A 23,677-nucleotide genomic window follows, 5' to 3' on the forward strand; every position below is an offset into this window, starting at 1 on the left:
ACCGGGTGAGCAGCACGAACCCCCCCTCCGTTTCCGTTGTGGTGATCGCGTACAACGACGCCGGGCTCGTGGGCGAAGCCGTCGAATCGGCTCTCGCCCAGGGCCCGGTGGTCGCCGAGGTCATCGCCGTGAACGACGCCTCGTCCGACGGCACCGCGCGGGTGCTGGACGAGCTGGCCGCCCGCCACCCGCGTCTGAAGGTCGTGCACCGCACGGAGAACAGCGGCGGGTGCGGCACCCCGCGCAACGACGGCATCGCAGCCGCGACCTCCCCGTACGTCCTGTTCCTGGACAGCGACGACGTGCTGCCCCCGGGGGCGGCCGACGCCCTGGTGCGGGCCGCCGAGGAGCACCGCGCCCCGGTCACGGTCGGCGCGTGCGTACGCCGAGAGCTTCCGCTCCACCACGACGTGCCGTGGATGCCCGGGCTGTACACCGCGGGCGATGTGATCGAGCAGCCCACGGACCGGCCCGATCTCGTCCGCGACACGCTCTGCGTCAACAAGCTGTACGACCGGTCATTCCTGGATAAGCATTCGATCCGCTTTCCCGACGGCCGCTTCGTCTACGAGGACTTCGCCTTCACCGCGCGCGTCCTGGCAGCCGCCCCCCGCGTCGCGGTGATCGACGACCTCGTCTACGTGTGGCACGTGCGCCGCGACGCCGCGCAGGTGTCGATCTCCCTCGACCGCAAGGACGTCGGCAACTGGCGCGCCCGCATCGAGGCCCACCGCACCGCCGCCCGGACACTCGCCGCCGCCTCCCCGGCGCTGGGCCACGCCTGCCACGTGAAGTTCCTCGAGTACGACCTGCGCATGTACCTGCGCGAGCTCGGCAAGGACCCCGAGTACCAGGCCGCCTGGTGGACCCTGACCCGCGAGTACCTCGACACCTTCGACGACGCCGCCGTCGAGGCCGCCGCCCCGCACGCGCGCTGGATCGTACGCGTGCTGCGCGCCACCCCCACCCCGCCCGCCGACGTGGAGCGGCTGACCAGCTTCGCCGCCGAGCCGCCGAGGCTGCTGCCCCCGTACGCGACCGCCCCCGACGGGGCGCCGGTGTGGAGCGAGGAGCTCCCGGTCGAGCTGGACGGCCTGCGCGAGCTGCCGACGGCCGCGCTGCCGGTGACCATGGACGCCGAACCCGCGGGCAACGCCGCCGTGCGGCTGCGGCTGCACGACCTGTACGGGCGGCTGGCCGCGGCCGGCCCGCGCACCGTGCGGCTGCGCTTCCTGCCCCGCGCCGGCGGAGAACCCGTACCGGCCAAGGCGGTGGAGCTGACCCCGGACGAGGACGGCGGCTGGTCGGTGGTGCTTCCGTTCCGCCTCGGGGACCTGGCCGCCACCGGCCGCAGGATGGGCCTGCGCCGACTGCAGGCGTGGCACGTCGAAGCGGTCGTGGAGTGCGCGGACGGGAGCTCCCTGAAGACCTCCCTGCGTCCGCGGGGAGGCCTGCTGCGCCGCCGCGCCCTGCCCAGCAGCCGGTACGGTGTTCTGCTGACGCAGCCGTACCGCACGGGTTCGGGCTCGCTCGCCCTGCGCCTCGCGCCGGGCGCCGCGGGCGCGATGTTCCTCGTACGGAACCGGATCGACCGCGCCAGGGCAGCGTGCGCGTCGCACTGAACACCGCACACGAAAACGACAGGACAGGGAGTTACACATGACCTTTCTGATCACCGGTGGCGCCGGATACATCGGATCGCACGTCGTCCGCTCGATGGTGCTCGCGGGGCAGAAGGTCGTCGTCTTCGACGACCTCTCCACGGGCAACGAGGACCGTGTGCCGGAGGGCGTCCCGCTGGTGGTCGGATCGGTCCTGGACCGCCTGTCCGTGGACGCGGTCATCCGCGCACACAAGATCACCGGCGTGGTGCACCTCGCGGGCAAGAAGCAGGTCGGCGAGTCCGTCGAGAAGCCGCTGTACTACTACCACGAGAACGTGCAGGGCCTCACGGTCCTGCTCCAGGCCGTGGCCGACGCGGGCGTGCGCAACTTCCTCTTCTCCTCCTCCGCCTCCGTCTACGGCATGCCCGACGTGGACCTGGTCACCGAGGACACCCCGTGCCTGCCGCTGAGCCCCTACGGCGAGACGAAGCTGGCCGGCGAGTGGCTGGTGCGCTCCGCGGGCAGGGCGTACGGCATCTCCACCGCCTGCCTGCGCTACTTCAACGTGGCGGGCGCCGCTACCCCCGAGCTCGCCGACACGGGCGTGTTCAACCTCGTCCCGATGGTCTTCGAGCGGTTCGACAAGGGCGAGGGCGCCCTCATCTTCGGCGACGACTACCCGACGCCCGACGGCACCTGCATCCGCGACTACATCCACGTGGAGGACCTCGCGGAGGCCCACGTGGCGGCGGCCCACAAGCTCGCCGAGTGGGCCGCGGCCGGGGAGTACAAGGACCTCACCGTCAACATCGGGCGCGGTGAGGGCGTCTCCGTCGCCGAGATGGTCGACCTCCTGAACAAGGGGACCGGGCACACCCACGCCCCGGTGATCAGCCCGCGCCGCCCCGGCGACCCGGCGAAGGTCGTCGCCTCGGCCGACAAGATCACCCGTGTGCTCGGCTGGCGGGCCAAGCACGACGTCGAGGAGATGGTGACCTCCGCCTGGGCGGGCTGGCAGGCCAACAAGGAGGCGGCGAAAGCCGGGCACAAGGACCGCCACAAGGACGTCCACGAGCTCTGACCGGGCCCGGTACCACCTCTCGCAGAGCGAAGCCGCCCGCCCCGGGATTCCTCCGGGGCGGGCGGCCTCATGTGCGCGGGGCGGTGTCGGCGCTCGTGTCGGCGCTCGTGTCAGCGCTCCAGGAAGGAGAAGAGCTCCTCCCACCGGTCGGTGATCTCGGCGCTGGAGTAGCGCTTCACCGAACGGAACGCCGTGTCCCCGAGCCGGTCGCGGAGCTCGCCGTCGCTCATCAGCGCGTCCAGGTGCCCGGCCAGCTCCATCGTGTTGCCCAGCCGCGCGAGCAGTCCGTCCTCACCGTGCCGGACGATCTCCCGCACACCCGGCGCGCAGTCGAAGGCCGCGACCGGCAGACCCGCCGCCATCGCCTCCAGCAGGGTGATCGGGAAGCCCTCGGCCCGCGAGGCCTGCGCGAAGACCGAAGCCTCGCGCAGCACGCCCAGCACGTCGTCGGTGCTGCCCATCCACTCCACGGTCTCGTCCAGCCCCAGAGAGGAGCAGTGCGCCCGCAGCGCCGGCTCCTCCACACCCGCCCCGTAGATCCGCAAGGTCCAGTCGGGGTGCTGCGGAGAGGCCTCCGCCCAGGCGTCGAGCAGCAGGTCGACACCCTTCTCGAAGGCGAGACGGCCGACGCACGCCACGACCTTCCCGGTGCGCGCGGCGGGGGAGTCCGGCATGAAGGGCAGCGGGTTCGGCATGCTGCCCACGTTCTCCATGCCCGACCGGATCCAGAGGTCCGCGTCCTCCGGGGTCAGCACCAGCAGCCGGTCGACCTCCGGGTAGTGCCGGCGCACGCGCGCACCGCGGGTGGACTTCTGGCTGGCCTCGAAGGACTCGTGGCTCATCCCGATGACGGTGAGCCCCTTGGTGTCGGCGAGGGCCACCCACTCCATCGCCCAGACCTGGGTGACGATGACCACGCTGCCCGGGCGGGCCGCCCGGAACAGCTCGCTGAGCTTCTCCGCCTTGACCCGCATCTTCGCCCGCCGGGCCGCCTGCCGGCGCCGTTCGGGCGCGTTCAGGCGGCCCTTGATCCCGTGCAGCCTGCGCGCCGCCGGCGGGTGGGCGTCGTACAGGGTGGTCATCCCGTACGGCAGGTCCTGCGGCAGCTTCTGGCGGATCTCCTCGGGGACCGGGGCGATGCCGACGATGTGCACCTCGTGCCCGCGCTCGGTGAACAGCCGGGCCATCTGGTGGGACCAGGTGGTCACGCCGCCGAGCTCGTCGACGTTGTTGGAGACGATGAAGATGTCCCGGCTCACTTGCCGCTCCCGGTGAAGAACTTCTCGACGATCTGGCGGGCGGCGTCCCCGCGGTCGTACTCGCCGAACTCGGTCAGGAAACGCTGCCGGGCCTCCGCGTACTTGGCGTCCGCCTCCTCGAAGGCCGACAGCGCCTGCAGCAGCTCGTCCGCCGTGGCCACCACCGGGCCCGGAGCCTTCTCCTTCAGGTCGAAGTAGGTGCCCCGGATGTCGTTGGCGTACTTCTCGTAGTCGTACGCGAAGAACACCATCGGCCGGTCCAGCACGGCGTAGTCGAACATCACGGACGAGTAGTCGGTGATCAGCCCGTCCGCGAGCGCCAGCAGCGGAGTGATGTCGTGGTGCCGGGACACGTCGATGACGCGGCCCTCGACCGACGGCGGCAGCGAAACGCTGTTGAGGTAGTGCGTGCGCACCAGCAGCGTGAAGCGGTCGCCGAGCCGCTCCGCGAACTCCTCCACGTCGAAGGGGAACACGAACCCCTCGACCGTGCCGTCCGCGGCCGCCCGGAAGGTGGGCGCGTACAGCAGCACCTTCTTCTCCGGGTCGATGCCGAGCTCGGCCGCCAGCGGCCCGCGCACCCGCTCACCGCTCTGCGCCTCGCCGAGCTGCGCCTCGACGAGGGCGTCGTTGCGCGGGTAGCCACTGCGCAGCAGGACCTCGTCGCGCAGCCGGAAGCCCTTGGCGAGGGTGCGGGCGTCGTGCTCGGACCGGATCAGGAAGTGGTCGAAGCGGTCGACGGCCGCCTGGAACTTGTCCTGCCCGGCCTTGCCCTGCGCCTTGGTGCGCGGCTCGTGGAAGCCCATTCGCTTGAGTGCGGAGCCGTGCCAGGTCTGGATGTACGTGGTCCCCGCGCGCTTGGTCAGCGCCAGCGGGAAGCCCTGGTTGTCCACCCAGTACTCGGCCTGGGCCAGCGCCCGCAGGTAGGCCCAGCTCCAGCGGCGCACCAGGGTGGCCTCCTTGGGGAAGCCGGTCGGCTTGCCGCCCGCGTACGACCAGATCGCCTCGAAGGCCACGCCCTGGCGCACCATCTCCTCGTAGATCGCCTTGGGGCTGTCGCTGTACTGCTTGCCCATGTGGCTCTCGAAGACGACCGTGCCCTTCTTGATCGGCAGCTTCGAGAAGACCTCGTGGTAGACCTTCACCTTCTGCTCGCCGGAGCCGATGTTCCGGCGGACCCGCAGGGCCTTGCGCAGGCCCCGCTTGACCACGTTCGCCGCCTTGCCCTGTATGGCGTTGTTGATCAGCGACTGGGTGCGGACCGCGGCGGCGCCCTCGGCGGTGAGGACGTAGGACAGGTTGCCCTTCTTGGTCACCTCGGGCTCGAAGCGGTCGGAGACCAGCCGGGTCAGCCGCGGCCGCACGCGCAGCCGGGCCGCCTTCTCCAGGTCGACCCCGCCGACCGAGACCCGGGTGGTGATCTTGGTGCCCCCGGCGGTCAGCTTGAGGCGGACGTCCCAGACGGCGTCGATGATGCCGAGCGGGCGGACGGTCGAGCCGATGTCGGCGCTGCCGCTCCACTCGATCGTGTCACCGGCGTGGCGCACGGTTGCCACCGGGAAGCTGAAGGAGCGCACGCCGATCTGCCGGCGGGCCCGGAACTCCAGGGAGGCCTTCAGCTCCGCGTCGGCCGGGATCTTCCCCAGCGGGTTCACGACGGCGCCGGACAGGGTGACGGTGCCGCGCCCGTCGTCCTCGTAGGAGGTGAGGCGGTTGCCCAGCTGGAGGGAGGCGAGCGGGGTGGTGTGGAAGCCCTGCTCGGTGACGTCCAGTATCCGCCGGGCCTCCGCCGCGTCGGCCTCGTCGGCGTCGTCGATGTGCCGCGCGCACCAGTAGACGCGGCCGTCGCGCTCCGCGAGGGGGGAGGAGAGCCGGCCCTTGTTGGTCATGGCGTCGGCGGCCGGGAGCAGGTTGTCCCAGTCCTCCTTGCCCAGCAGGTAGGCGCAGATCGCCTGGAGGTGGGTGACGTGCTCGTACGCCGCCGGGTCGATGCCCGCCAGATAGCCGTTGGCGAGCCGGGCGAACTCCTGCCGGTACTCGTCGCTGAGCAGGGGCAGGTCACGCAGGTGCAGCACCAGGTCGTGCTTGAGGAACTTGGCGTCCTTGGCGGACTTGATGTCCGTGTGGCCCTTGGAGGCGAGCAGTTCGTCGACGCGGCGGTGGATCTCCATCCGGTGGACGAAGTTCGCGATCTCGTGGCGCCGGTTGCTGATCGACTTCGCCGCCGCCTTCTCCATCACGTTCCAGAAGTAGACGTGGTTCGGGATCAGCGTGATGCGGCGGGCGGCCACGTAGGCCTGCGCGGAGAACAGCAGGTCCTCGTAGTGGATCCCGACCGGGAACTCCAGGCCCTGCTCCAGCAGGAACTCGCGCCGGTAGCACTTGTTCGTGGAGAGGGTGTCGTAGACCAGCAGGTCCGGGAAGTCGGTGATCGACTCCAGGGTGCGCGTGCGCGAGTAGATCCAGGGGTACCACTCGGTGGTCTTGCCCCAGCGGTTGTCGAGGTGCACGCGGACGCACATGCCCGAGACCAGGTCGGAACCGGTGCGCTCGGCCGCGTCCAGCATGTTCCGGCAGGCGTTGCGCTCGAGCACGTCGTCGCTGTCCAGGAACATGACGTACGTGCCGGTGGCCTGCTGGATCCCGTGGTTGCGGGGCGCACCGCAGCCGCCGCTGTTCTCCGGCAGCCGGAAGGCGCGCACTCTCCCCGGATGCGCCGCTTCCAGCTCCTGGGCGACCGCGTACGAGCGGTCCTTGCTGCAGTCGTCGACGATCACGACTTCGACCCCGTGCAGGGTCTGGTCCAATACCGACTGGACTGCTGTCGACAGACGCTCTGCGTCGTTGTAGACGATGACGACCACGGAGACGTCGGGCACGTGCACCTCGATCCCTTCGTTTCGTTTCGTTCAGCTCATTCCGCTTATCTCGTCAAAGCTACCGTGTGCCGCCCTCCACTCCCGCAGGCCGACCCGACGGCCGGCCGCCCGCCGACCGTCGCCGTGCATACTTCTAAGGAAGAGGTGAGTGGCGGGTCCGGTCGCCCACAATCACCCGTTCGGAGCCAGCAGGAAGTGTCCATGACGAAGCTGTCCGTAGTTGTCCCCTGCTACAACGAAGAAGCCGTCATCGACAGCTTCGACGCCGAGATCCGCAGGGTCCTGGACTCCCTGCCCGTCGAGTACGAGGTCTGCTACGTCGACGACGGCAGCCGCGACGGCACCCTCGACAAGCTCCGGAAGATCGCCGCCGAACACGGCGAGCGGACCCGGTACGTCTCCTTCAGCCGGAACTTCGGCAAGGAGGCCGGCATGCTCGCCGGCCTGCGCGAGACCACCGGCGACGCCGTCGTGATCATGGACGCGGACCTCCAGCACCCGCCGGAGCTCATCGCGACCATGCTCGAATACCACCAGCAGGGCCACGACCAGATCATCGCCCGCCGCACCCGCGAGGGCGACAAGAAGCTCCGCAGCGCGCTGAGCCGCCTCTACTACCGGGGCGTGAACCGCTGGGTCGATGTCGAGCTCACCGACGGGGTCGGCGACTTCCGCATGCTGTCGCGCCCTGCCGTGGACGCCCTGCTGTCGCTGCCGGAGTACAACCGCTTCTCCAAGGGCCTCTTCTCCTGGATCGGCTTCGACACCGTCCACTTCGACTACCAGAACGCCCAGCGCGAGGCCGGCGAGACCAAGTGGAAGTTCGGCTCCCTGCTGAACTACGGCATGGACGGCCTGATCTCCTTCAACAACCGGCCGCTGCGCATCGGGATCTGGCTCGGCGTCTCGCTGGTCGCGCTGACCTGCCTTTACGCGCTGTGGATCACGGTCATGGCGATCACCAACGGGGTCGAGTCGCCGGGCTACGTCACCCTCGTCGCCATAATCACGGGCCTGGGCGGCGTACAGATGATCATGCTGGGTCTGATCGGCGAGTACATCGGACGCATCTACTACGAGACCAAGCGGCGGCCGCACTTCCTGGTGAAGGAGTCCCACGGGGTGGACGCGCTCGCCCGGCCCGCCGCCGCGGTGACGCAGCCGAAGGCCGTGGAGCCGACGGTCGTGGAGCGCAGCTCCCGATGAGCAGAAGAGAAAAACTGGGCCAGGTGTTCCGCTTCGCGCTCGTCGGCGGGGTCAACACCGGCACCTTCTTCGGGCTCTACCTGCTGCTGCACCCGTGGATGCCGTACTTCGCCGCCTACTCGCTGGCCTTCGTGCTGGCGATGGTCGGCTCCTTCTTCATGAACACGTACTTCACGTACCGGACCCGACCCACGTGGAAGAAGTTCCTCCTCTTCCCGCTGACGAACGTCACGAACTACGTGATCCAGTCGGTCGGCCTCTACGCCCTGGTGGCCTGGGCCGGGATGGACACGCGCATCGCCCCCCTGGTCGCGGCGGTCGTGGCCATCCCCTTCACCTTCGTCATCTCCCGCAAGATCCTCATCCCGGGCGCCGCCGGACAGGCCGGGGAACGCGAGCCGGTCGGGACCTCGTCCACGGTCTGAAACCGCCGAGCGGCGGCCCGGCGCGACACCGTAGATTGAGACGGCATGCATTGACGGCAGGTGCATTCCGGCAAGGGGCAAGGGGACAAGACGTGTCAGCGGCTAGGCAAGGTGTCGTGGACGCCCGCAGGATCGTGGTCAAGGTCGGCTCCTCCTCCCTGACCACGGCGGCCGGCGGACTCGACGCCGACCGGGTGGACGCGCTGGTCGACGTCCTGGCCAAGTCCCGCAGCGGCGGCGAGAAGGAGATCGTCCTGGTCTCGTCCGGTGCCATCGCCGCCGGACTCTCCCCGCTCGGCCTGGCCCGCCGCCCCAAGGACCTGGCCCGCCAGCAGGCCGCCGCCAGCGTCGGCCAGGGCCTGCTCGTCGCCCGCTACACCGCCTCCTTCGCCCGCTACGGCGTCCGCGTCGGCCAGGTGCTGCTCACCAGCGACGACACCAGCCGCCGCGCCCACTACCGCAACGCCTACCGCACCCTCGACCAGCTCCTCGCGATGGGCGCCCTGCCCGTCGTCAACGAGAACGACACGGTGGCCACGGACGAGATCCGCTTCGGCGACAACGACCGGCTGGCCGCCCTCGTCGCCCACCTCGTCCGCGCGGACCTCCTCGTCCTCCTCTCGGACGTGGACGGCCTCTACGACGGGGACCCGTCCCTGCCCGGCACCACCCGCATCGACGAGGTCCGCGGGCCCGAGGACATCGCGCACGTCTCCATCGGCAGCGCCGGCAAGGCGGGCGTGGGCACCGGCGGCATGGTCACCAAGGTCGAGGCCGCCCGGATCGCCGCCGCGGCGGGCATCCCCGTCGTCCTCACCTCGGCCAGCCAGGCGGCCGACGCCCTGGCCGGGCGGGCGACCGGCACCCACTTCCATGCCACCGGACGCCGCTCCGCGGACCGGCTGCTGTGGCTCCAGCACGCGTCGACCCCCCAGGGCCACCTCGTCCTCGACGAAGGCGCCGTCCGCGCTGTCACCGAACGCGGCAGCTCGCTGCTGCCCGCCGGGATCGCGGCCGTCGAGGGCGACTTCGCGGCCGGCGACCCGGTCGAACTGCGCTCCGCCGACGGCCGGCCGATCGCCCGCGGCCTGGTCAACTTCGACGCCAAGGAGCTCCCGCAGCTCCTCGGCCGCTCCACCCGCGAGCTCGCGGCGGAACTCGGACCCGAGTACGAACGGGAGGTCGTCCACCGGGACGATCTCGTCCTGCTGCAGGGCTGAGCTTCGGCAAAACCGCCGCGCGGCGGCCCGTGGACTGGTCAACTGTGAGGGGCCCGGGCCCCGGGCGGACACGCGTGGCGGAGACAGGAGGCGGCTGGTGAGACGAGCGCTGACCAGCGTCGGCACGGGGGACGGTGACGGCGGAGACGGGAACGGGCGGGACGAGAACAGCGAACCGAAGGCCGAACCGTCCCGCCTCTGGCACGTCACCCTGAGCGTCTCCGGCAAGCCGGCGCCGCTGTCCGAGGTCCGGCGCGGGCTGGAACAACTGGCCCACGACCACCCCTTCCTCCTGACCAGCCGCTACGCCGACGACCACGCGGAGATCCGCTACTGGGAGGAGGCCCGCGACCTCCACGACGCGGCGGCCGTCGCCCTGCGGCTGTGGGGCGAACACCGCTCCTCGGCGCAGCTGCCGCCGTGGGAGATCGTCGGCCTGGAGGTCATCGACCGCGCCACCTACCACCAGCGGGTCGCAGAGGGCTACGGCCCACCCCCGGCCCACCCGGTGGGCGTGCACCCGTACTAGCCGCTCCGCGCAGCGGCACCCGCCGGCCCGGGGCAGAGCCCCGGGCTCGCGCCCTGCCCCCGGCCGGGGGCCGTCTCGCGAGGTGGAAAGCCCGTCGGCGGGGGGCCGCCCGGGGACTACCCTGGGCGGCATGACCTCGCTCGACGACGCCACCGCCACCGCCACCTCCCCCGTCCTCACCACCGCGGCAGCGGCCCGCACGGCCGCCGCCGCCATCGCCCCACTCCCGCGGTCCGCCAAGGACACGGCCCTGCTGGCGATCGCGGACGCGCTGGAGGCCCGTACGGCCGAGATCATCGCCGCCAACGCCGTCGACACGGACAAGGCCCGGGCCGCCGGCACCAGCGAGACGGTCATCGACCGCCTCACCCTCACCGCGGAGCGCGTCGCGGCCATCGCCTCCGACGTCCGTGACGTCGCGGCCCTGCCCGACCCCGTCGGCGAGGTCGTCCGCGGCAGCACCCTCCCCAACGGCATCGACCTCCGCCAGATCCGCGTCCCCCTCGGCGTCGTCGGCATCATCTACGAGGCCCGTCCCAACGTCACCGTCGACGCCGCCGCCCTCTGCCTCAAGTCCGGCAACGCGGTCCTCCTGCGCGGCAGTTCCTCCGCCTACGCGTCCAACACCGCCCTCGTCGCCATCCTCCGCGACGCCGTCGAGAGCGCCGGCCTGCCGGCCGACGCGGTCCAGCTCGTCCCCGGCGAGTCCCGCGACTCCGTCCGCGAGCTGATGCGCGCCCGCGGTCTCGTCGACGTACTCATCCCGCGCGGCGGCGCCTCGCTCATCAAGACCGTCGTCGAGGAGTCCACCGTCCCGGTCATCGAGACCGGTACCGGCAACTGCCACGTCTACGTGGACGCCCAGGCCGACCTGGACATGGCCGTGGACATCCTCATCAACTCCAAGGCCCAGCGGCCCTCCGTCTGTAACGCCGCCGAGACCCTCCTCGTGCACCGCGACATCGCCGACGCCTTCCTGCCGCGCGCCCTGGACGCCCTCGCCGACGCCGGCGTGACCGTCCACGCCGACGACCGCGTCCTCGCCGCAGCCGAGAACTCCAAGGCGAAGACCCTCCCCGCGACCGACGAGGACTGGGCCGCCGAGTACCTGTCCTACGACATCGCCGCCGCCGTCGTGGACTCCCTCGACGACGCCGTCGCCCACATCCGCCGCTGGACCTCCGGCCACACCGAGGCGATCGTCACCACCTCGCAGGCCGCGGCACGCCGCTTCACCCAGCTGGTCGACTCGACCACGGTTGCCGTGAATGCCTCCACCCGGTTCACCGACGGTGGTCAGTTCGGCTTCGGCGCCGAGATCGGCATCTCCACGCAGAAGCTGCACGCCCGGGGCCCCATGGGCCTTCCCGAGCTGACCTCCACCAAGTACATCGTCACCGGCGACGGTCACATCCGGTAACCACCCGGCGAACACGGTGTGGCCGGATTTGGGCGCACACCCTGCCCAAAGGTGCCCCCCAGGTCTAGGCTGTTCCTGTGCCGGACGACGTGGGGGGCAAGCCGTTCCCGGACGACGGGGAGCCCGACGACGACCGCGGAGGCGCGGATCAGGACTTCGCCTCCGTGGTGTTCGACGAGGCCTTCGTCCGGAACGCCGAGATTCATGAACCGAGTGCCGCCGAGCGACAGCGGGCGGCCGACCGGGCGCGTGCCGAGGCCGAAGCGGCCCGTGCCGTCGCCGGTGGCTGGACGGGCGACGACGACTACGACGGTTACGGCTACGGCCGGCCCGACGGGTACGACGACGCCGACGAACACGGCTGGGACGACGAGCGGGGCCGGTTCCACTACGACGGCCCGTACGGTGCCTACGGCGGCAGCCTGCGCCCGTACCGCGGCCGCTCGCCCTGGCTTCGCCCGGTCGCCTGGGTGCTCGCCTTCGTGATGGGCCTCGGCATGATCGCGCTCGCCTTCAGCGCCGTGTACCGCAGCGCCTCGGGCGAGGCCGACCCCGCTCCGGCGCCCGCCAGCACCCCGCTCAAGGAAGTCACGGGCGTCGGCGCGTTTACGTACCCCTCCGGCCGCCAACCCTGAAGGTACGACCCCACTTGCATCTGCCGGAGCTGGGGGCTTCTCTGAAGCGGGGACAGCGGGAGAAGCGATGGCCGTTCCAGGAGATCCACCCAACGGCACCCCCGACGGCATGGGCGGGGGCGACGACGAGTTCCGCGCGGACGAATACCGGTCCGTCGTGTTCGACGAGGACTTCGTAAGGGCCGCACGGCTCCAGGAGTACTCCGCCCAGGAACGCATGGGCGAGCACGCCCGGGCCGTGCGCAGCCGCTCCATCTGGTCGGGGAGCGGCTCAGCCTCCGGCACCGGCACGCCCGGCAGGGGCGCCCGGCAGGGGATGCTGCTCGTGCTGCTCATCGCCTGTGCCTTCGCGGTCGCCGTCTACATGGGGCTGCGCAATCCGTACGTCCCGCCGCCCGGCGGAACCGCGGAGCCCCTCAGCAGCACCGTCGTCCCGCTGGCGCCCGCGACGGCCGTGCCCGGCGGCCGCCCGGCGGACCTGTACGCGAGCAGCCCCGCGGCCGACTACCGCGTCGGAGCGGCCGGCATCACCCTGCCGGCCGTGCGCCGCACGGACCATTTCACCGAGAGCGAGGTCGTCGCCGCGCTGTCCATCGCCAAGGACTACCTGGTGCAGTCCTCGCTGGACCCGGACATCCTGTCGGGCTCCGCCTCGCGGCCCGTGCGGGTGCTGCTCGACCCCGACCAACTGGACCAGTTCGACCGCAGCATGGGCTCGCCCTCCGGCGACGGCCGCCACGCGGCCACCGGCTGGCTGGTCCGCTTCGACCCGGGCACCGCCGTCATGGCCGACTCCCGGGTCCGGGTGAACGGAACCCTCGCCTTCGCGGAGGTGGCACCCGACGTGCTGGAGGTGATCACCGACCACACCTTCGTCTACGCCGTACGACCCGCCACCGGAGCCCCGGCCGCCGCCGAGGGCGCCTCGCTCTTCACCGTCCGGCGCGAGCTGCGGCTGCGCTTCGACCGGGTGGACCTCACCGCCCGCCGGGCGGAGCTGGTCTCGGCCTATGTGATGGCCGGGCCGCAGGACTGCTCCCAGGACCCGGCGGCAGCCTTCCGCCCCGTCCTCGCCGGAGCCGGCCCCACCACGGTGGGACCGGCCGCCAGCGACCCGTACGCCAGCGGCCATCCCAGGCGTTCCGCCGGGCTGTGCGGCGTACTGGCGCAGCCCTCCCAGGCACCCGCCCAGCCACCCACCCAGGCACCCTCCCAGGTCAGTCCCGGCCCGTAGCCCCGGGCTCGTCCTTGCCCCCGGCGTCGTGGCCCGCCTTGCCGTTCGGACCCGTGCCCGCGGACGACCCGCCCCCGGCTGCCGTGGCGAACTTGTCGCGCAGCTTGCCGCCCAGGTCGTTCGCACCACCCGCGAGGTCGCCGACCAGCTTCATCAGCGGATCCTTGCTGGTCCGCACCGAGTCGGCGTAGTGCGAGGCGGACTGCCGGAAGGAGTCGGTCACCGAGGTGTCCTTGTCCTCCTCCCGCCGCGGGTAGTGGCCGTCCATGATCCGCTGGAAGTCGCGGTTCTCGGACCACTTCTTCAGCTCGGCCGCCCGGACCGTGGTGAAGGGGTGCGTGCGGGGCAGCATGTTGAGGATCTTCAGCACGGAGTCGCGCAGGTCGCCGCCCGCCTCGTACTCCTCGGCCTGGGCGAGGAAGGCGTCCACGTTCATCTCGTGGAGGTGGTTGCCGCCGGCGATCTTCATCAGCCCACGCATCGACGCCTGCACGTCCTGTCCCACCAGCAACCCGGCCCGGTCCGCCGACAGCTCGGACTTGCGGAACCACTCGCGCAGGCCGGTCACCAGCGCCGTGATCGCCACATTGCCCAGCGGGATCCACGCCACCTTCAGCGCCAGGTTCGTCAGGAAGAGCAGGATCGTGCGGTACACGGCGTGCCCGGACAGCGCGTGGCCCACCTCGTGGCCCACCACCGCCCGCATCTCCTCCTCGTCGAGCAGCTCGACCAGGCCCGTGGTCACCACGATGATCGGCTCGTCGAGCCCGATGCACATGGCGTTGGGCTTCGGGTCCTGCTGGACGTACATCTGCGGGACCTTCTCCAGGTCCAGGATGTAACAGGCGTCGCGGAGCATCGCGTGCAGGTGCGGGAACTGGGTCTCGCCCACCCGCACCGAATCCGACAGGAACAGCAGCCGCAGGCTCCGCTCGGGCAACAGCCCGCTCAGAGCCTTGAAGGCCGTGTCGAAGCCGCTCAGCTTGCGCAGCGCCACCAGCGCCGAGCGGTCCGCCGGGTGCTCGTACGCCCGCGACGAGATACCGGGGAACCTCCTGCGGTTCCTCGCGGGTGACTGTCCGAGCCCTGTCTCCGTCATTGCGCCCTCCCCTGGGTCGGCCTGACTGGCGTTGCGTCTATCCTCTCCAACGCCTGAGTCGGCGTGAGCGTGCCCCGGGCCCCCGCATACGATGTGAGCGAAGTCTCCGCCCGCTCCCCGACTCGATAGGTACCTGCCTGATGAGCCTCGCCTCCACCGCCCACAACCTGGTCCTCCTCGCCTCGGAGGAGGTCGAGCAGCACGGCGGCAACCACGACAGCCTCAGCCCCTACCTGACCGGCGGCGCAGCGCTCGGCATCCTGCTGCTCATGCTCTGGGTGACCACGCGCCTGAACCGCGACCGCTAGGCCGGTCCGGCGCGTCCGCCGGGCCAGTAGGCTCTGCGCTCATGGGAGAGCAGGAAGTGCCTACGGGCCCGGTCAAGCGCCGCCTCGGCGTGATGGGCGGGACGTTCGACCCGATCCACCACGGACACCTGGTGGCCGCCAGCGAGGTGGCCGCCCTTTTCCACCTCGACGAGGTGATGTTCGTACCGACCGGCGAGCCGTGGCAGAAGTCCCAGCGGGCGGTCTCGCCCGCCGAAGACCGCTACCTGATGACGGTCATCGCCACCGCGTCGAACCCCCAGTTCTCGGTGAGCCGCATCGACATCGACCGCGGCGGGCCGACGTACACGATCGACACCCTGCGCGACCTGAAGGCGCTGAACGACGACGCCGACCTGTTCTTCATCACCGGCGCCGACGCGCTCGCCCAGATCCTGACCTGGCGCAACGCCGACGAGCTGTTCTCGCTCGCCCACTTCATCGGAGTCACCCGGCCGGGCCACGTGCTCACCGACGACGGACTGCCCAAGGGCGGAGTCTCGCTCGTCGAGGTACCGGCGCTGGCGATCTCCTCCACGGACTGCCGTGCGAGGGTGGCCCAGGGGGATCCCGTCTGGTACCTGGTGCCCGATGGTGTCGTGCGTTACATCGACAAGCGTGAGCTGTACCGGGGAGCCTGAGCTTCCGGAGAGAGGGGCCCCGCGGTGAACGACCGACAGGATCCGTACGACCCGTACGGTGTCGCCCAGGAGCAGCAGCTCATCGGCTACGACGCCTACGGACGGCCGGTGTACGGCCAGGCGCCCGCGCGCCCCGGCCGGCCCGCCCCGCAGGCCCCCCAGTACGAGCAGTACGACCCCCGGTACGACACGTACGAGCAGCAGGGCTACGGCTACCAGGGCTACGCCGAGCAGCAGCAGTACTACCCGCAGCAGCAGCCCGCCCCGGAGTACGGCGGGCAGGAGTACCAGCAGCAGGCGCCCGGCTACGGGTACGACACCCAGGCGACCCAGCAGTGGATCCCGCAGCAGACCGCCCCCGAGCCGCCCTCGGCCCCCGCGCCCGCCGAGTCCCAGGCCCCGCCGGCCCCGGCCGAGCGCCCGGCCGTCCAGGTCCCCGAGCCGCGCCGTCCCCAGTCCGAGTCCGGGCCGGGGGCCGGGTCCGAGGCGGGCCGGGACTACCGCACCGAGATGTTCGCCTTCATCGACCAGCCGGACGAGGAGTCCGACGACGTCATCGACTGGCTGAAGTTCACCGAGAGCCGGACCGAGCGCCGTGAGGAGGCCCGCCGCCGCGGCCGCAACCGGGTGGTGGCGCTGATCGTCGTCCTCGCCCTCTTCGTCGTCGCCGGTCTCGGCTACCTCTGGTACGCGGGCAAGCTGCCCTTCCTCGACGGCCCGGGGGAGAAGAAGAACGCGGCGACCGCGGACGCCGGCGCGCAGAAGCGCGACATGATCGTCGTCCACCTGCACAACACCAAGAAGGGCGGCACCGCCTCCGCGCTGCTCGTCGACAACGTCACCACCAAGCAGGGCGCCACCGTCCTGCTGCCCAACGCCCTCGGCGTCCCCGGCCAGGACGGGACGACCACGCCGCTCGGCAAGGCCGTCGAAGGGGGCGGCCTCGGCACCCGCGAGGCCCTCGACTCGGTCCTCGGCACCCACATCGGCGGCACCTGGCGGCTGGACACCCCCTTCCTGGAGAACCTCGTCGAGCTGGTCGGCGGCATCGAGGTCGACACCGACACCGCGGTCCCGGCGGACGACGCGGCCAAGGCCCCGGCCGTGGCCCAGGGCCAGAAGCAGAGCCTGAGCGGCCCCATGGCCGTCGCGTACGCCACGTACCGCGCACAGGGGGAGCCGGAGACCAAGCCGCTGGAACGCATGGGCAAGGTGCTCCACGCGGTCCTGCGCAAGATCCCGAGCGACCCGAAGGCCGCGGCCGTCACGGTCGAGAGCATGGGCCAGATCCTCGACCCGGGCCTGAACGCGCAGACGCTCGGAGCCCTGCTCTCCCGGCTCGGCGCGCACGCCAAGGTGGGCGCGTACCGCACCGACCTCCTCGGGCTGAAGGCGGACGGCACCCTCACCGACGACGCCAACAAGAAGGTGGTCAAGGAGGTCCTGGGCGGCACGCTCTCGGCGGCGCAGCCAGGAGCGGCCCCGCGCGTCGGCCTGAGGGACGCCACGGGCGACGACAAGACGCAGGTCGCGGCGAAGGCGGCGCTCCTGAACGGCGGCTACACCTTCGTGGACGGCGGCAAGGCCGACAAGCAGGCCGCCACCTCGCAGATCACCTACCAGGACGACGCGACGAAGGACCGAGCGATCGAGGTCGCCAAGACGCTGGGTCTGCCGGAGACGGTCGTGAAGAAGGCCGAGAACGCGGTGAACGCCGACGTCGTGGTGATCCTGGGCAAGGACTACAAGCCGTCCTGACCCGGGCCGCGGGTGGTGGCCGCGCCCGCGCGGGATATTCCGCGCGGGCGGTGACGGCGGTACGTGAGACCCTTGTATGGATCTGCCCGCCAACCCGAAAGCATGGCCAGTGACCGCCACGGACCGCTCCATCGAGCTCATCACCACCGCCGCCCAGGCGGCGGCCGACCGGCTCGCGCACGACATCATCGCCTACGACGTCAGCGACGTGCTGTCGATCACCGACGCCTTCCTGCTCGCCTCGGCCCCCAACGACCGCCAGGTCAAGTCGATCGTGGACGAGATCGAGGAGCGCCTCCTCAAGGAGCTCGGCGCCAAGCCGGTGCGCCGCGAGGGCGACCGCGACGCCCGCTGGATCCTGCTCGACTACGTCGACATCGTCGTCCACGTGCAGCACAGCGAGGAGCGGGTCTTCTACGCGCTGGAGCGCCTGTGGAAGGACTGCCCCGAGATCGAGCTGCCCGAGGACGCCAAGCTCACCATCGGCAAGGCCGAGGAGCACGCCAAGCTGCGCGAGGCCGCCGGCGACGACGATCTGGACGGTGATCTGTTCTGAGCACGACCGAAACGGGCAAGACCGGCCGCAAGATCGTCCTGTGGCGGCACGGCCAGACCTCGTGGAACCTGGAGCGCCGCTTCCAGGGCTCCACGGACATCGAGCTGACCGAGACGGGTGTGGCGCAGGCGCGCCGCGCGGCCCGGCTGCTCGCCTCGCTGAAGCCGGACGCCATCGTCGCCTCCGACCTCCGGCGGGCCTCCGCCACTGCCGGCGAGCTGTCGGCCGTCACGGGCCTGCCCGTGGCGCACACCGAGGCGCTGCGCGAGACGTACGCCGGTGAGTGGCAGGGCCTCACGCACGACGAGATCCTCGAGAAGTACGGCGAGCAGTACGCGGCGTGGAAGCGCGGCGAGCCGGTCCGCCGCGGGGGCGGCGAGCTGGAGACCGAGGTCGCCGACCGCGCCGCGCCGGTGGTGCTGGAGCACGCCGACGCGCTGCCGCAGGGCGGCACGCTCGTCGTGGTCAGCCACGGCGGCACCATCCGTACGACCATCGGCCGTCTGCTGGGCCTGGACTCGTACCACTGGGAGAGCCTGGGCGGGCTCTCCAACTGCTGCTGGTCCGTCCTCGGCGAGGGCGCGCGCGGCTGGCGCCTGCTGGAGCACAACGCCGGCACCCTGCCGGAACCGGTGCTCGGCGACGACGACTGAGAGCGGCTCCCTGCCGCTTCCTGCCGGGGCTCCGACCCGGATTTCACTTTCCGGCTGGTCACAGGCTAGAGTTCTTCTTGTTCGCAGCGAAGAACACCGGAAACGGGGGGAAGCGCAGCGGAGAGCGGGGCTATAGCTCAGTTGGTAGAGCGCCTGCATGGCATGCAGGAGGTCAGGAGTTCAATTCTCCTTAGCTCCACAATCAGGATCCCGTCCCCAACAGGGGGCGGGATCCTTGCTTTTGTACCCTTTGCGCTTACTGCCCAGGCGCGCGCCGGCGTGGCAGAATCGGACCGCCGGAGGGGGAGTCGACGGCCCGACGCGGGAGGGAGTCGCTGACGGATGGGTGCACACCGGCGGCGGTGCGACTGGTGCAACAACGGCACGCCGATCGTGCGGGACATGGAACCGGTCAACCCCGATTACCAGTACTGGTGCGAGGAATGCGCGCGGGCGCTGATCATAAAGGGCGACCCGATCGAGACGTACCGTGAGCTGGAGGGCGAGCCGATCTACGGCCGCCTGCTCGACGAGCACTGCACGCTGAAGCGGTTCTATCAGTTCGCGACAGCGTGACAAGACGGGTCAAATCGGGCGTGGCGCTTGGTCGATGGAAACCGATTTTTGGACCAGGGCCATGACCGTGTAATGTTTGGGACGTCGCCAAGGGGAACCGGCAAGGGAAACCGAAGCGGCAAGCAAGGCAAGGGGCTATAGCTCAGTTGGTAGAGCGCCTGCATGGCATGCAGGAGGTCAGGAGTTCAATTCTCCTTAGCTCCACAGTGAAGAAGCGGGCCACCCGGATCGGGTGGCCCGCTTCTCGTTGTGCCGACACGTCAATGTGCCGATGTGTCCACGTGCCCACCTGCCCATGTGTCGACGTGTGGAACGACCGGGCATCGGCGGTGGCCCCTGCGGTACCCTGACGCCATGCGTGCCGTACGCCTTCTGCTTACCGAGCCGCGCTGATCAGCGCCGACCCACGAGACGGTCGGCATCGGCGCGGCGTCCCCTCCTGTGCGAGGGGCTTTTTCGTTTGGGCAGGCAGAGACGGCAGAGACGATCGATGGAGCTTCAGGAATCATGAGCGAGACGAACACCCCGGCCCCCGAGGCGGCCGAGGCGCACCGTTACACGGCTGCCATGGCCGCCGACATCGAGGCACGCTGGCAGGACGTATGGGACGCGCAGGGCACCTACGAGGCCCCGAACCCGACCGGTGACCTGGCCGGGGACGCGGCGGTCGTCGCACGGCCCAAGAAGTTCATCATGGACATGTTCCCGTACCCGTCCGGCGCGGGCCTGCACGTCGGTCACCCGCTCGGGTACATCGCCACCGACGTCTTCGCCCGCCACCAGCGGATGTCCGGCCACAACGTCCTGCACACCCTGGGCTTCGACGCCTTCGGCCTGCCGGCCGAGCAGTACGCCGTGCAGACCGGCACGCACCCGCGCGTGTCGACCGAGGCCAACATCGAGAACATGAAGGTCCAGCTGCGCCGCCTGGGCCTGGGCCACGACAAGCGCCGGTCCTTCGCGACGATCGACCCGGACTACTACAAGTGGACCCAGTGGATCTTCCTGCAGATCTACAACTCCTTCTACGACGCCGACGCGAAGAAGGCCCGGCCGATCACCGAGCTGGTCGCCGCCTTCGAGAACGGCTCCCGTGAGGTCCCCGGCGGCCGCGCCTGGGCCGAGCTGACCGCCGGCGAGCGGGCCGACGTGCTGAACCAGTTCCGCCTGGCGTACTCCTCGGACGCGCCCGTGAACTGGTGCCCCGGCCTGGGCACCGTACTGGCCAACGAGGAGGTCACCGCCGACGGCCGTTCCGAGCGCGGCAACTTCCCCGTCTTCAAGTCCCGGCTGAGCCAGTGGAACATGCGGATCACCGCCTACGCCGACCGGCTGCTGGACGACCTGGACGGGCTGGACTGGCCCGAGGCCATCAAGCTGCAGCAGCGGAACTGGATCGGCCGCAGCGAGGGCGCGCGCGTCGACTTCGCCCTGGGCGACGAGGCGATCACCGTCTTCACCACCCGTCAGGACACCCTGTTCGGCGCGACCTACATGGTCCTGGCGCCGGAGCACCCGCTGGTCGAGAAGTTCGTCCCGGCCGCCTGGCCCGAGGGCACCCACGAGGTGTGGACCGGCGGGCACGCCACCCCGGCCGAGGCCGTGGCCGCGTACCGCGCCTTCTCCGCCGCCAAGTCGGACGTCGAGCGGCAGGCCGACGCCAAGGAGAAGACCGGCGTCTTCACCGGCGAGTACGCGATCAACCCGGTCAGCGGCGAGAAGGTCCCCGTCTTCATCGCGGACTACGTGCTGATGGGCTACGGCACCGGCGCGATCATGGCCGTCCCGGCGCACGACAGCCGTGACTTCGAGTTCGCGCGCGCCTTCGAGCTGCCGATGCGCTGCGTCGTGCAGCCCTCCGACGGCCGTGGCACCGACCCGGCCGAGTGGGACGACGCCTTCGCCTCCTACGAGGCCAAGCTGATCAACTCCGCGAACGAGGACATCTCGCTGGACGGGCTGGGCGTCGTCGAGGCGAAGGCCGCGATCACCGACTGGCTGTCCGAGCGCGGCATCGGCGAGGGCACGGTCAACTTCCGGCTGCGCGACTGGCTGTTCAGCCGCCAGCGCTACTGGGGCGAGCCGTTCCCGATCGTCTACGACGAGGACGGCGTCGCGCACTCGCTGCCCGAGTCGATGCTGCCGCTGGAACTGCCCGAGGTCGAGGACTACTCGCCGCGCACCTTCGAGCCGGACGACGCCGCCTCCAAGCCGGAGACCCCGCTGTCCCGCAACGAGGCGTGGGTCAACGTCGAGCTGGACCTGGGCGACGGCGTGAAGTCGTACCGCCGCGAGACCAACACCATGCCGAACTGGGCCGGTTCCTGCTGGTACGAGCTGCGCTACCTGGACCCGAACAACGCGTCGGCCCTGGTCGACCCGGAGATCGAGCAGTACTGGATGGGCCCGCGCGAGGGCGCGCCGCACGGCGGCGTCGACCTGTACGTGGGCGGCGCCGAGCACGCGGTGCTGCACCTGCTGTACGCGCGCTTCTGGTCCAAGGTGCTGTTCGACCTGGGGCACGTCTCCTCCGCGGAGCCGTTCCACAAGCTGTTCAACCAGGGCATGATCCAGGCGTACGCCTACACCGACGAGCGTGGCGTCTACGTGCCCGCGGCCGAGGTCGAGGAGCGCGACGGCGGGTACTTCTACGAGGGCCGGCAGGTCAAGCGCGAGCACGGCAAGATGGGCAAGTCCCTGAAGAACGCCGTCACGCCCGACGAGATCTGCGAGGAGTACGGCGCCGACACGCTGCGCCTGTACGAGATGGCGATGGGTCCGCTGGACGTGTCGCGTCCGTGGGACACCCGCGCCGTCGTCGGCCAGTACCGGCTGCTGCAGCGCCTGTGGCGCAACATCGTCGACGAGTCGACGGGCGCCGTCACCGTCGTCGACGCCGAGCCGGGCGAGGACACGCTGCGCGCGCTGCACAAGGCGATCGACGGGGCCGGCTCGGACATGGCGGGGCTGCGCTTCAACACCGCCATCGCCAAGATCACCGAGCTGAACAACTTCCTGACGAAGGCCGGCCGCCCGCTGGAGCGCTCGGTCGCGGAGCGGCTGGTCCTGCTGATCGCGCCGCTGGCCCCGCACATCGCGGAGGAGCTGTGGCAGCGTCTGGGCCACGGCGAGTCGGTGGTCCACCAGGACTTCCCGGTCGCGGACCCGGCGTACGTGGTGGACGAGACCGTGACCTGCGTGGTGCAGGTCAAGGGCAAGGTCAAGGCGCGGCTGGAGGTGCCGCCGACGATCTCGGACGCGGACCTGGAGAAGCTGGCCGTCACCGATGAGGGCGTCGTCGCGGCGCTGGCGGGCGCGGAGATCCGCAAGGTGATCGTGCGCGCCCCGAAGCTGGTGAACATCGTCATCTGAGGGTGATCCCGTACGGGCAGGTTGGGGGTTCGATTGGAACCCCTGACCTGCCTGTGGCGTTTACGGTGGAGGGGACGGCAAAACAGCCGCGGGGATCGGGGAAGGGACGCTCATGGAGGCCGCGTTGATCATCTTCGCGCTGATGGTGCTTTTCACCTTCCTGGGCCTGGGGACGTACGTCACCGTCAAGGTGGTGCAGGCGGCGAAGCGCGGTGTGGACCGTACGATCACGCAGGCGCGGCGGACGGTCGAGGACACCACGCTGCGGGCCAAGAGCCTGGGGCAGGTCGGGGTCACGGCGTCGCTGGCGCAGCTGCGCATCGACCTGCGGACGTCGATGCGGTCCACGCAGCAGGCGCTGTACGACGGGGTCCGGACGGACGCCTCGCTCAAGGAGTCGATCGGGCTGTTCGAGCGGCTGAGCGCGCACGGGCACGAGCTGGACGACGAGCTGAAGCGGCTGGAGCAGGAGCCCGACCGCAAGCGGATCGCGGAGCTCCTGCCCGACCTGCGGGAACGCACGGCCAAGATCACCGAGGCCGCGGACTCGCTGCGGTGGGCGGCGCGTGACCGGGCCCGGCGGTTCGCGGAGGACGACCTGTCCGTGCTCTCGGAGCAGATCGAGGTCGAGTCCGGGGCGCTGCGGGACTGGTCCCGCCCGCCGGTGGACGACCTGACGGCAACGGCGGCGGCCTGGGACGCGGGGCAGCGACAGCCCCAGCCCCAGCCGCAGCCCCAGCCGTCGGCCCCGGCCCCGGCCCCGACGGCCCTGAATCCGGCGGCGCCGGCGACTCCGTACCCCTGGGAGAAGGCGCGACGCCCGGAGAGCACGACGTAGGTTTCCGCGGCTGCGGCCCCACCGACGCGGGCGTTCGATGCTCGGGAGCGGGCGGAGCGGAGCCCCGCGACTCCGGGCGCAGCCCTTGCCGGGTCTGAGGCTGAGCCCGCCCCGGGGACGGGGCGGGCTCAGGTGGAGCCCTGGCCGGGTCTGGGGGCGGTGCCGCCGCTGAGGGGCGAGGGAGTTTTCCGGTTCGGGTGTAGTTCCCGCCGGGTCCCTTTCCGGGTTCGGGTGGAGCTCTGGCCGGGTCTGGGGGCGGTGCCGCCGCGCAGGGGCGAGGGAGTTTTCCGGTTCGGGTGTAGTTCCCGCCGGGTCCCTTTCCGGGTTCGGGTGGAGCTCTGGCCGGGTCTGGGGGCGGTGCCGCCG

The 23,677-nt window shown here is 70.9% G+C and carries 20 protein-coding genes and 2 tRNA genes; 19 read left to right on the forward strand and 3 right to left on the reverse strand.

Annotated features, from left to right (window positions below; all coding sequences use genetic code 11):
- The first annotated feature begins 5 nt into the window (after positions 1–5).
- On the forward strand, positions 6–1,622 hold the full coding sequence (locus tag ACIQ5Y_RS15950; RefSeq protein WP_403880104.1) for a glycosyltransferase family 2 protein: 1,617 nt from the start codon (positions 6–8) through the stop codon (positions 1,620–1,622).
- A gap of 37 nt (positions 1,623–1,659) precedes the next feature.
- Complete coding sequence (gene galE, locus ACIQ5Y_RS15955; RefSeq protein ID WP_403880106.1) at positions 1,660–2,685, forward strand: UDP-glucose 4-epimerase GalE; 1,026 nt, start codon at positions 1,660–1,662, stop codon at positions 2,683–2,685.
- A gap of 110 nt (positions 2,686–2,795) precedes the next feature.
- Here galE and ACIQ5Y_RS15960 read toward each other — a convergent pair whose 3' ends face one another.
- Both ACIQ5Y_RS15960 and ACIQ5Y_RS15965 read right to left on the reverse strand, forming a co-directional pair.
- Positions 2,796–3,944, reverse strand: a complete 1,149-nt coding sequence (locus ACIQ5Y_RS15960; protein WP_403880108.1) for a glycosyltransferase — start codon at positions 3,942–3,944, stop codon at positions 2,796–2,798.
- Positions 3,941–6,829 (reverse strand): CDP-glycerol glycerophosphotransferase family protein, encoded by a 2,889-nt coding sequence (locus tag ACIQ5Y_RS15965; RefSeq protein WP_403880109.1) that lies wholly within the window; start codon positions 6,827–6,829, stop codon positions 3,941–3,943. Before ACIQ5Y_RS15965 ends, ACIQ5Y_RS15960 begins: the two co-directional genes overlap by 4 nt.
- 195 nt (positions 6,830–7,024) lie before the next feature.
- Here ACIQ5Y_RS15965 and ACIQ5Y_RS15970 point away from each other — a divergent pair, with 195 nt between their 5' ends.
- From ACIQ5Y_RS15970 to ACIQ5Y_RS16000, 7 genes are all read left to right on the forward strand, one after another.
- Entirely contained in the window at positions 7,025–8,029 is a 1,005-nt protein-coding gene (locus ACIQ5Y_RS15970) for a glycosyltransferase family 2 protein (RefSeq protein ID WP_403880111.1), read from the forward strand.
- Positions 8,026–8,454 carry a GtrA family protein gene (locus ACIQ5Y_RS15975; protein WP_403880112.1) on the forward strand — a complete coding sequence of 143 codons (429 nt, stop codon included), beginning with the start codon at positions 8,026–8,028 and terminating at the stop codon, positions 8,452–8,454. The genes ACIQ5Y_RS15970 and ACIQ5Y_RS15975 overlap by 4 nt, the downstream gene beginning before the upstream one ends.
- A gap of 92 nt (positions 8,455–8,546) precedes the next feature.
- Positions 8,547–9,674, forward strand: coding sequence for a glutamate 5-kinase (gene proB, locus ACIQ5Y_RS15980; RefSeq protein WP_403880114.1), 1,128 nt, complete (start codon positions 8,547–8,549; stop codon positions 9,672–9,674).
- A gap of 34 nt (positions 9,675–9,708) precedes the next feature.
- The gene (locus ACIQ5Y_RS15985; RefSeq protein ID WP_403880326.1) at positions 9,709–10,203 is read left to right on the forward strand and encodes a hypothetical protein; all 495 of its coding nucleotides are present in this window, start codon (positions 9,709–9,711) and stop codon (positions 10,201–10,203) included.
- Between the two features lie 130 nt (positions 10,204–10,333).
- Entirely contained in the window at positions 10,334–11,623 is a 1,290-nt protein-coding gene (locus ACIQ5Y_RS15990; RefSeq protein ID WP_403880116.1) for a glutamate-5-semialdehyde dehydrogenase, read from the forward strand.
- A 77-nt stretch (positions 11,624–11,700) separates the two neighbouring features.
- On the forward strand, positions 11,701–12,258 hold the full coding sequence (locus ACIQ5Y_RS15995; RefSeq protein ID WP_403880118.1) for a hypothetical protein: 558 nt from the start codon (positions 11,701–11,703) through the stop codon (positions 12,256–12,258).
- A 67-nt stretch (positions 12,259–12,325) separates the two neighbouring features.
- Positions 12,326–13,492: a hypothetical protein gene (locus ACIQ5Y_RS16000; protein WP_403880120.1), complete on the forward strand. Its 1,167-nt coding sequence runs from the start codon at positions 12,326–12,328 to the stop codon at positions 13,490–13,492.
- Here the strand turns inward: ACIQ5Y_RS16000 and ACIQ5Y_RS16005 are convergent.
- Complete coding sequence (locus ACIQ5Y_RS16005; RefSeq protein WP_403880122.1) at positions 13,476–14,591, reverse strand: M48 family metallopeptidase; 1,116 nt, start codon at positions 14,589–14,591, stop codon at positions 13,476–13,478. The genes ACIQ5Y_RS16000 and ACIQ5Y_RS16005 overlap by 17 nt on opposite strands.
- A gap of 140 nt (positions 14,592–14,731) precedes the next feature.
- Here ACIQ5Y_RS16005 and ACIQ5Y_RS16010 point away from each other — a divergent pair, with 140 nt between their 5' ends.
- From ACIQ5Y_RS16010 to ACIQ5Y_RS16055, 10 genes are all read left to right on the forward strand, one after another.
- Positions 14,732–14,899: a hypothetical protein gene (locus tag ACIQ5Y_RS16010; protein WP_384757629.1), complete on the forward strand. Its 168-nt coding sequence runs from the start codon at positions 14,732–14,734 to the stop codon at positions 14,897–14,899.
- A gap of 41 nt (positions 14,900–14,940) precedes the next feature.
- Entirely contained in the window at positions 14,941–15,558 is a 618-nt protein-coding gene (nadD, locus tag ACIQ5Y_RS16015) for a nicotinate-nucleotide adenylyltransferase (RefSeq protein WP_403880124.1), read from the forward strand.
- Between the two features lie 24 nt (positions 15,559–15,582).
- On the forward strand, positions 15,583–17,316 hold the full coding sequence (locus ACIQ5Y_RS16020) for an LCP family protein (RefSeq protein ID WP_403880126.1): 1,734 nt from the start codon (positions 15,583–15,585) through the stop codon (positions 17,314–17,316).
- Between the two features lie 109 nt (positions 17,317–17,425).
- On the forward strand, positions 17,426–17,872 hold the full coding sequence (gene rsfS / locus ACIQ5Y_RS16025; RefSeq protein ID WP_328925687.1) for a ribosome silencing factor: 447 nt from the start codon (positions 17,426–17,428) through the stop codon (positions 17,870–17,872).
- Complete coding sequence (locus ACIQ5Y_RS16030; RefSeq protein WP_403880328.1) at positions 17,869–18,525, forward strand: histidine phosphatase family protein; 657 nt, start codon at positions 17,869–17,871, stop codon at positions 18,523–18,525. Before rsfS ends, ACIQ5Y_RS16030 begins: the two co-directional genes overlap by 4 nt.
- Positions 18,526–18,651: 126 nt before the next feature.
- Positions 18,652–18,724, forward strand: a tRNA-Ala gene (locus ACIQ5Y_RS16035).
- 143 nt (positions 18,725–18,867) lie between these two features.
- Entirely contained in the window at positions 18,868–19,101 is a 234-nt protein-coding gene (locus ACIQ5Y_RS16040; protein WP_069920247.1) for a hypothetical protein, read from the forward strand.
- A 131-nt stretch (positions 19,102–19,232) separates the two neighbouring features.
- Positions 19,233–19,305, forward strand: a tRNA-Ala gene (locus tag ACIQ5Y_RS16045).
- Between the two features lie 303 nt (positions 19,306–19,608).
- Complete coding sequence (leuS, locus tag ACIQ5Y_RS16050) at positions 19,609–22,473, forward strand: leucine--tRNA ligase (RefSeq protein ID WP_403880128.1); 2,865 nt, start codon at positions 19,609–19,611, stop codon at positions 22,471–22,473.
- Positions 22,474–22,585: 112 nt separating this feature from the next.
- Positions 22,586–23,311, forward strand: coding sequence for a hypothetical protein (locus ACIQ5Y_RS16055; RefSeq protein ID WP_403880130.1), 726 nt, complete (start codon positions 22,586–22,588; stop codon positions 23,309–23,311).
- Positions 23,312–23,677 lie beyond the last annotated feature (366 nt).

This window comes from Streptomyces sp. NPDC096339 (assembly GCF_044762985.1).
Taxonomy (GTDB): domain Bacteria; phylum Actinomycetota; class Actinomycetes; order Streptomycetales; family Streptomycetaceae; genus Streptomyces.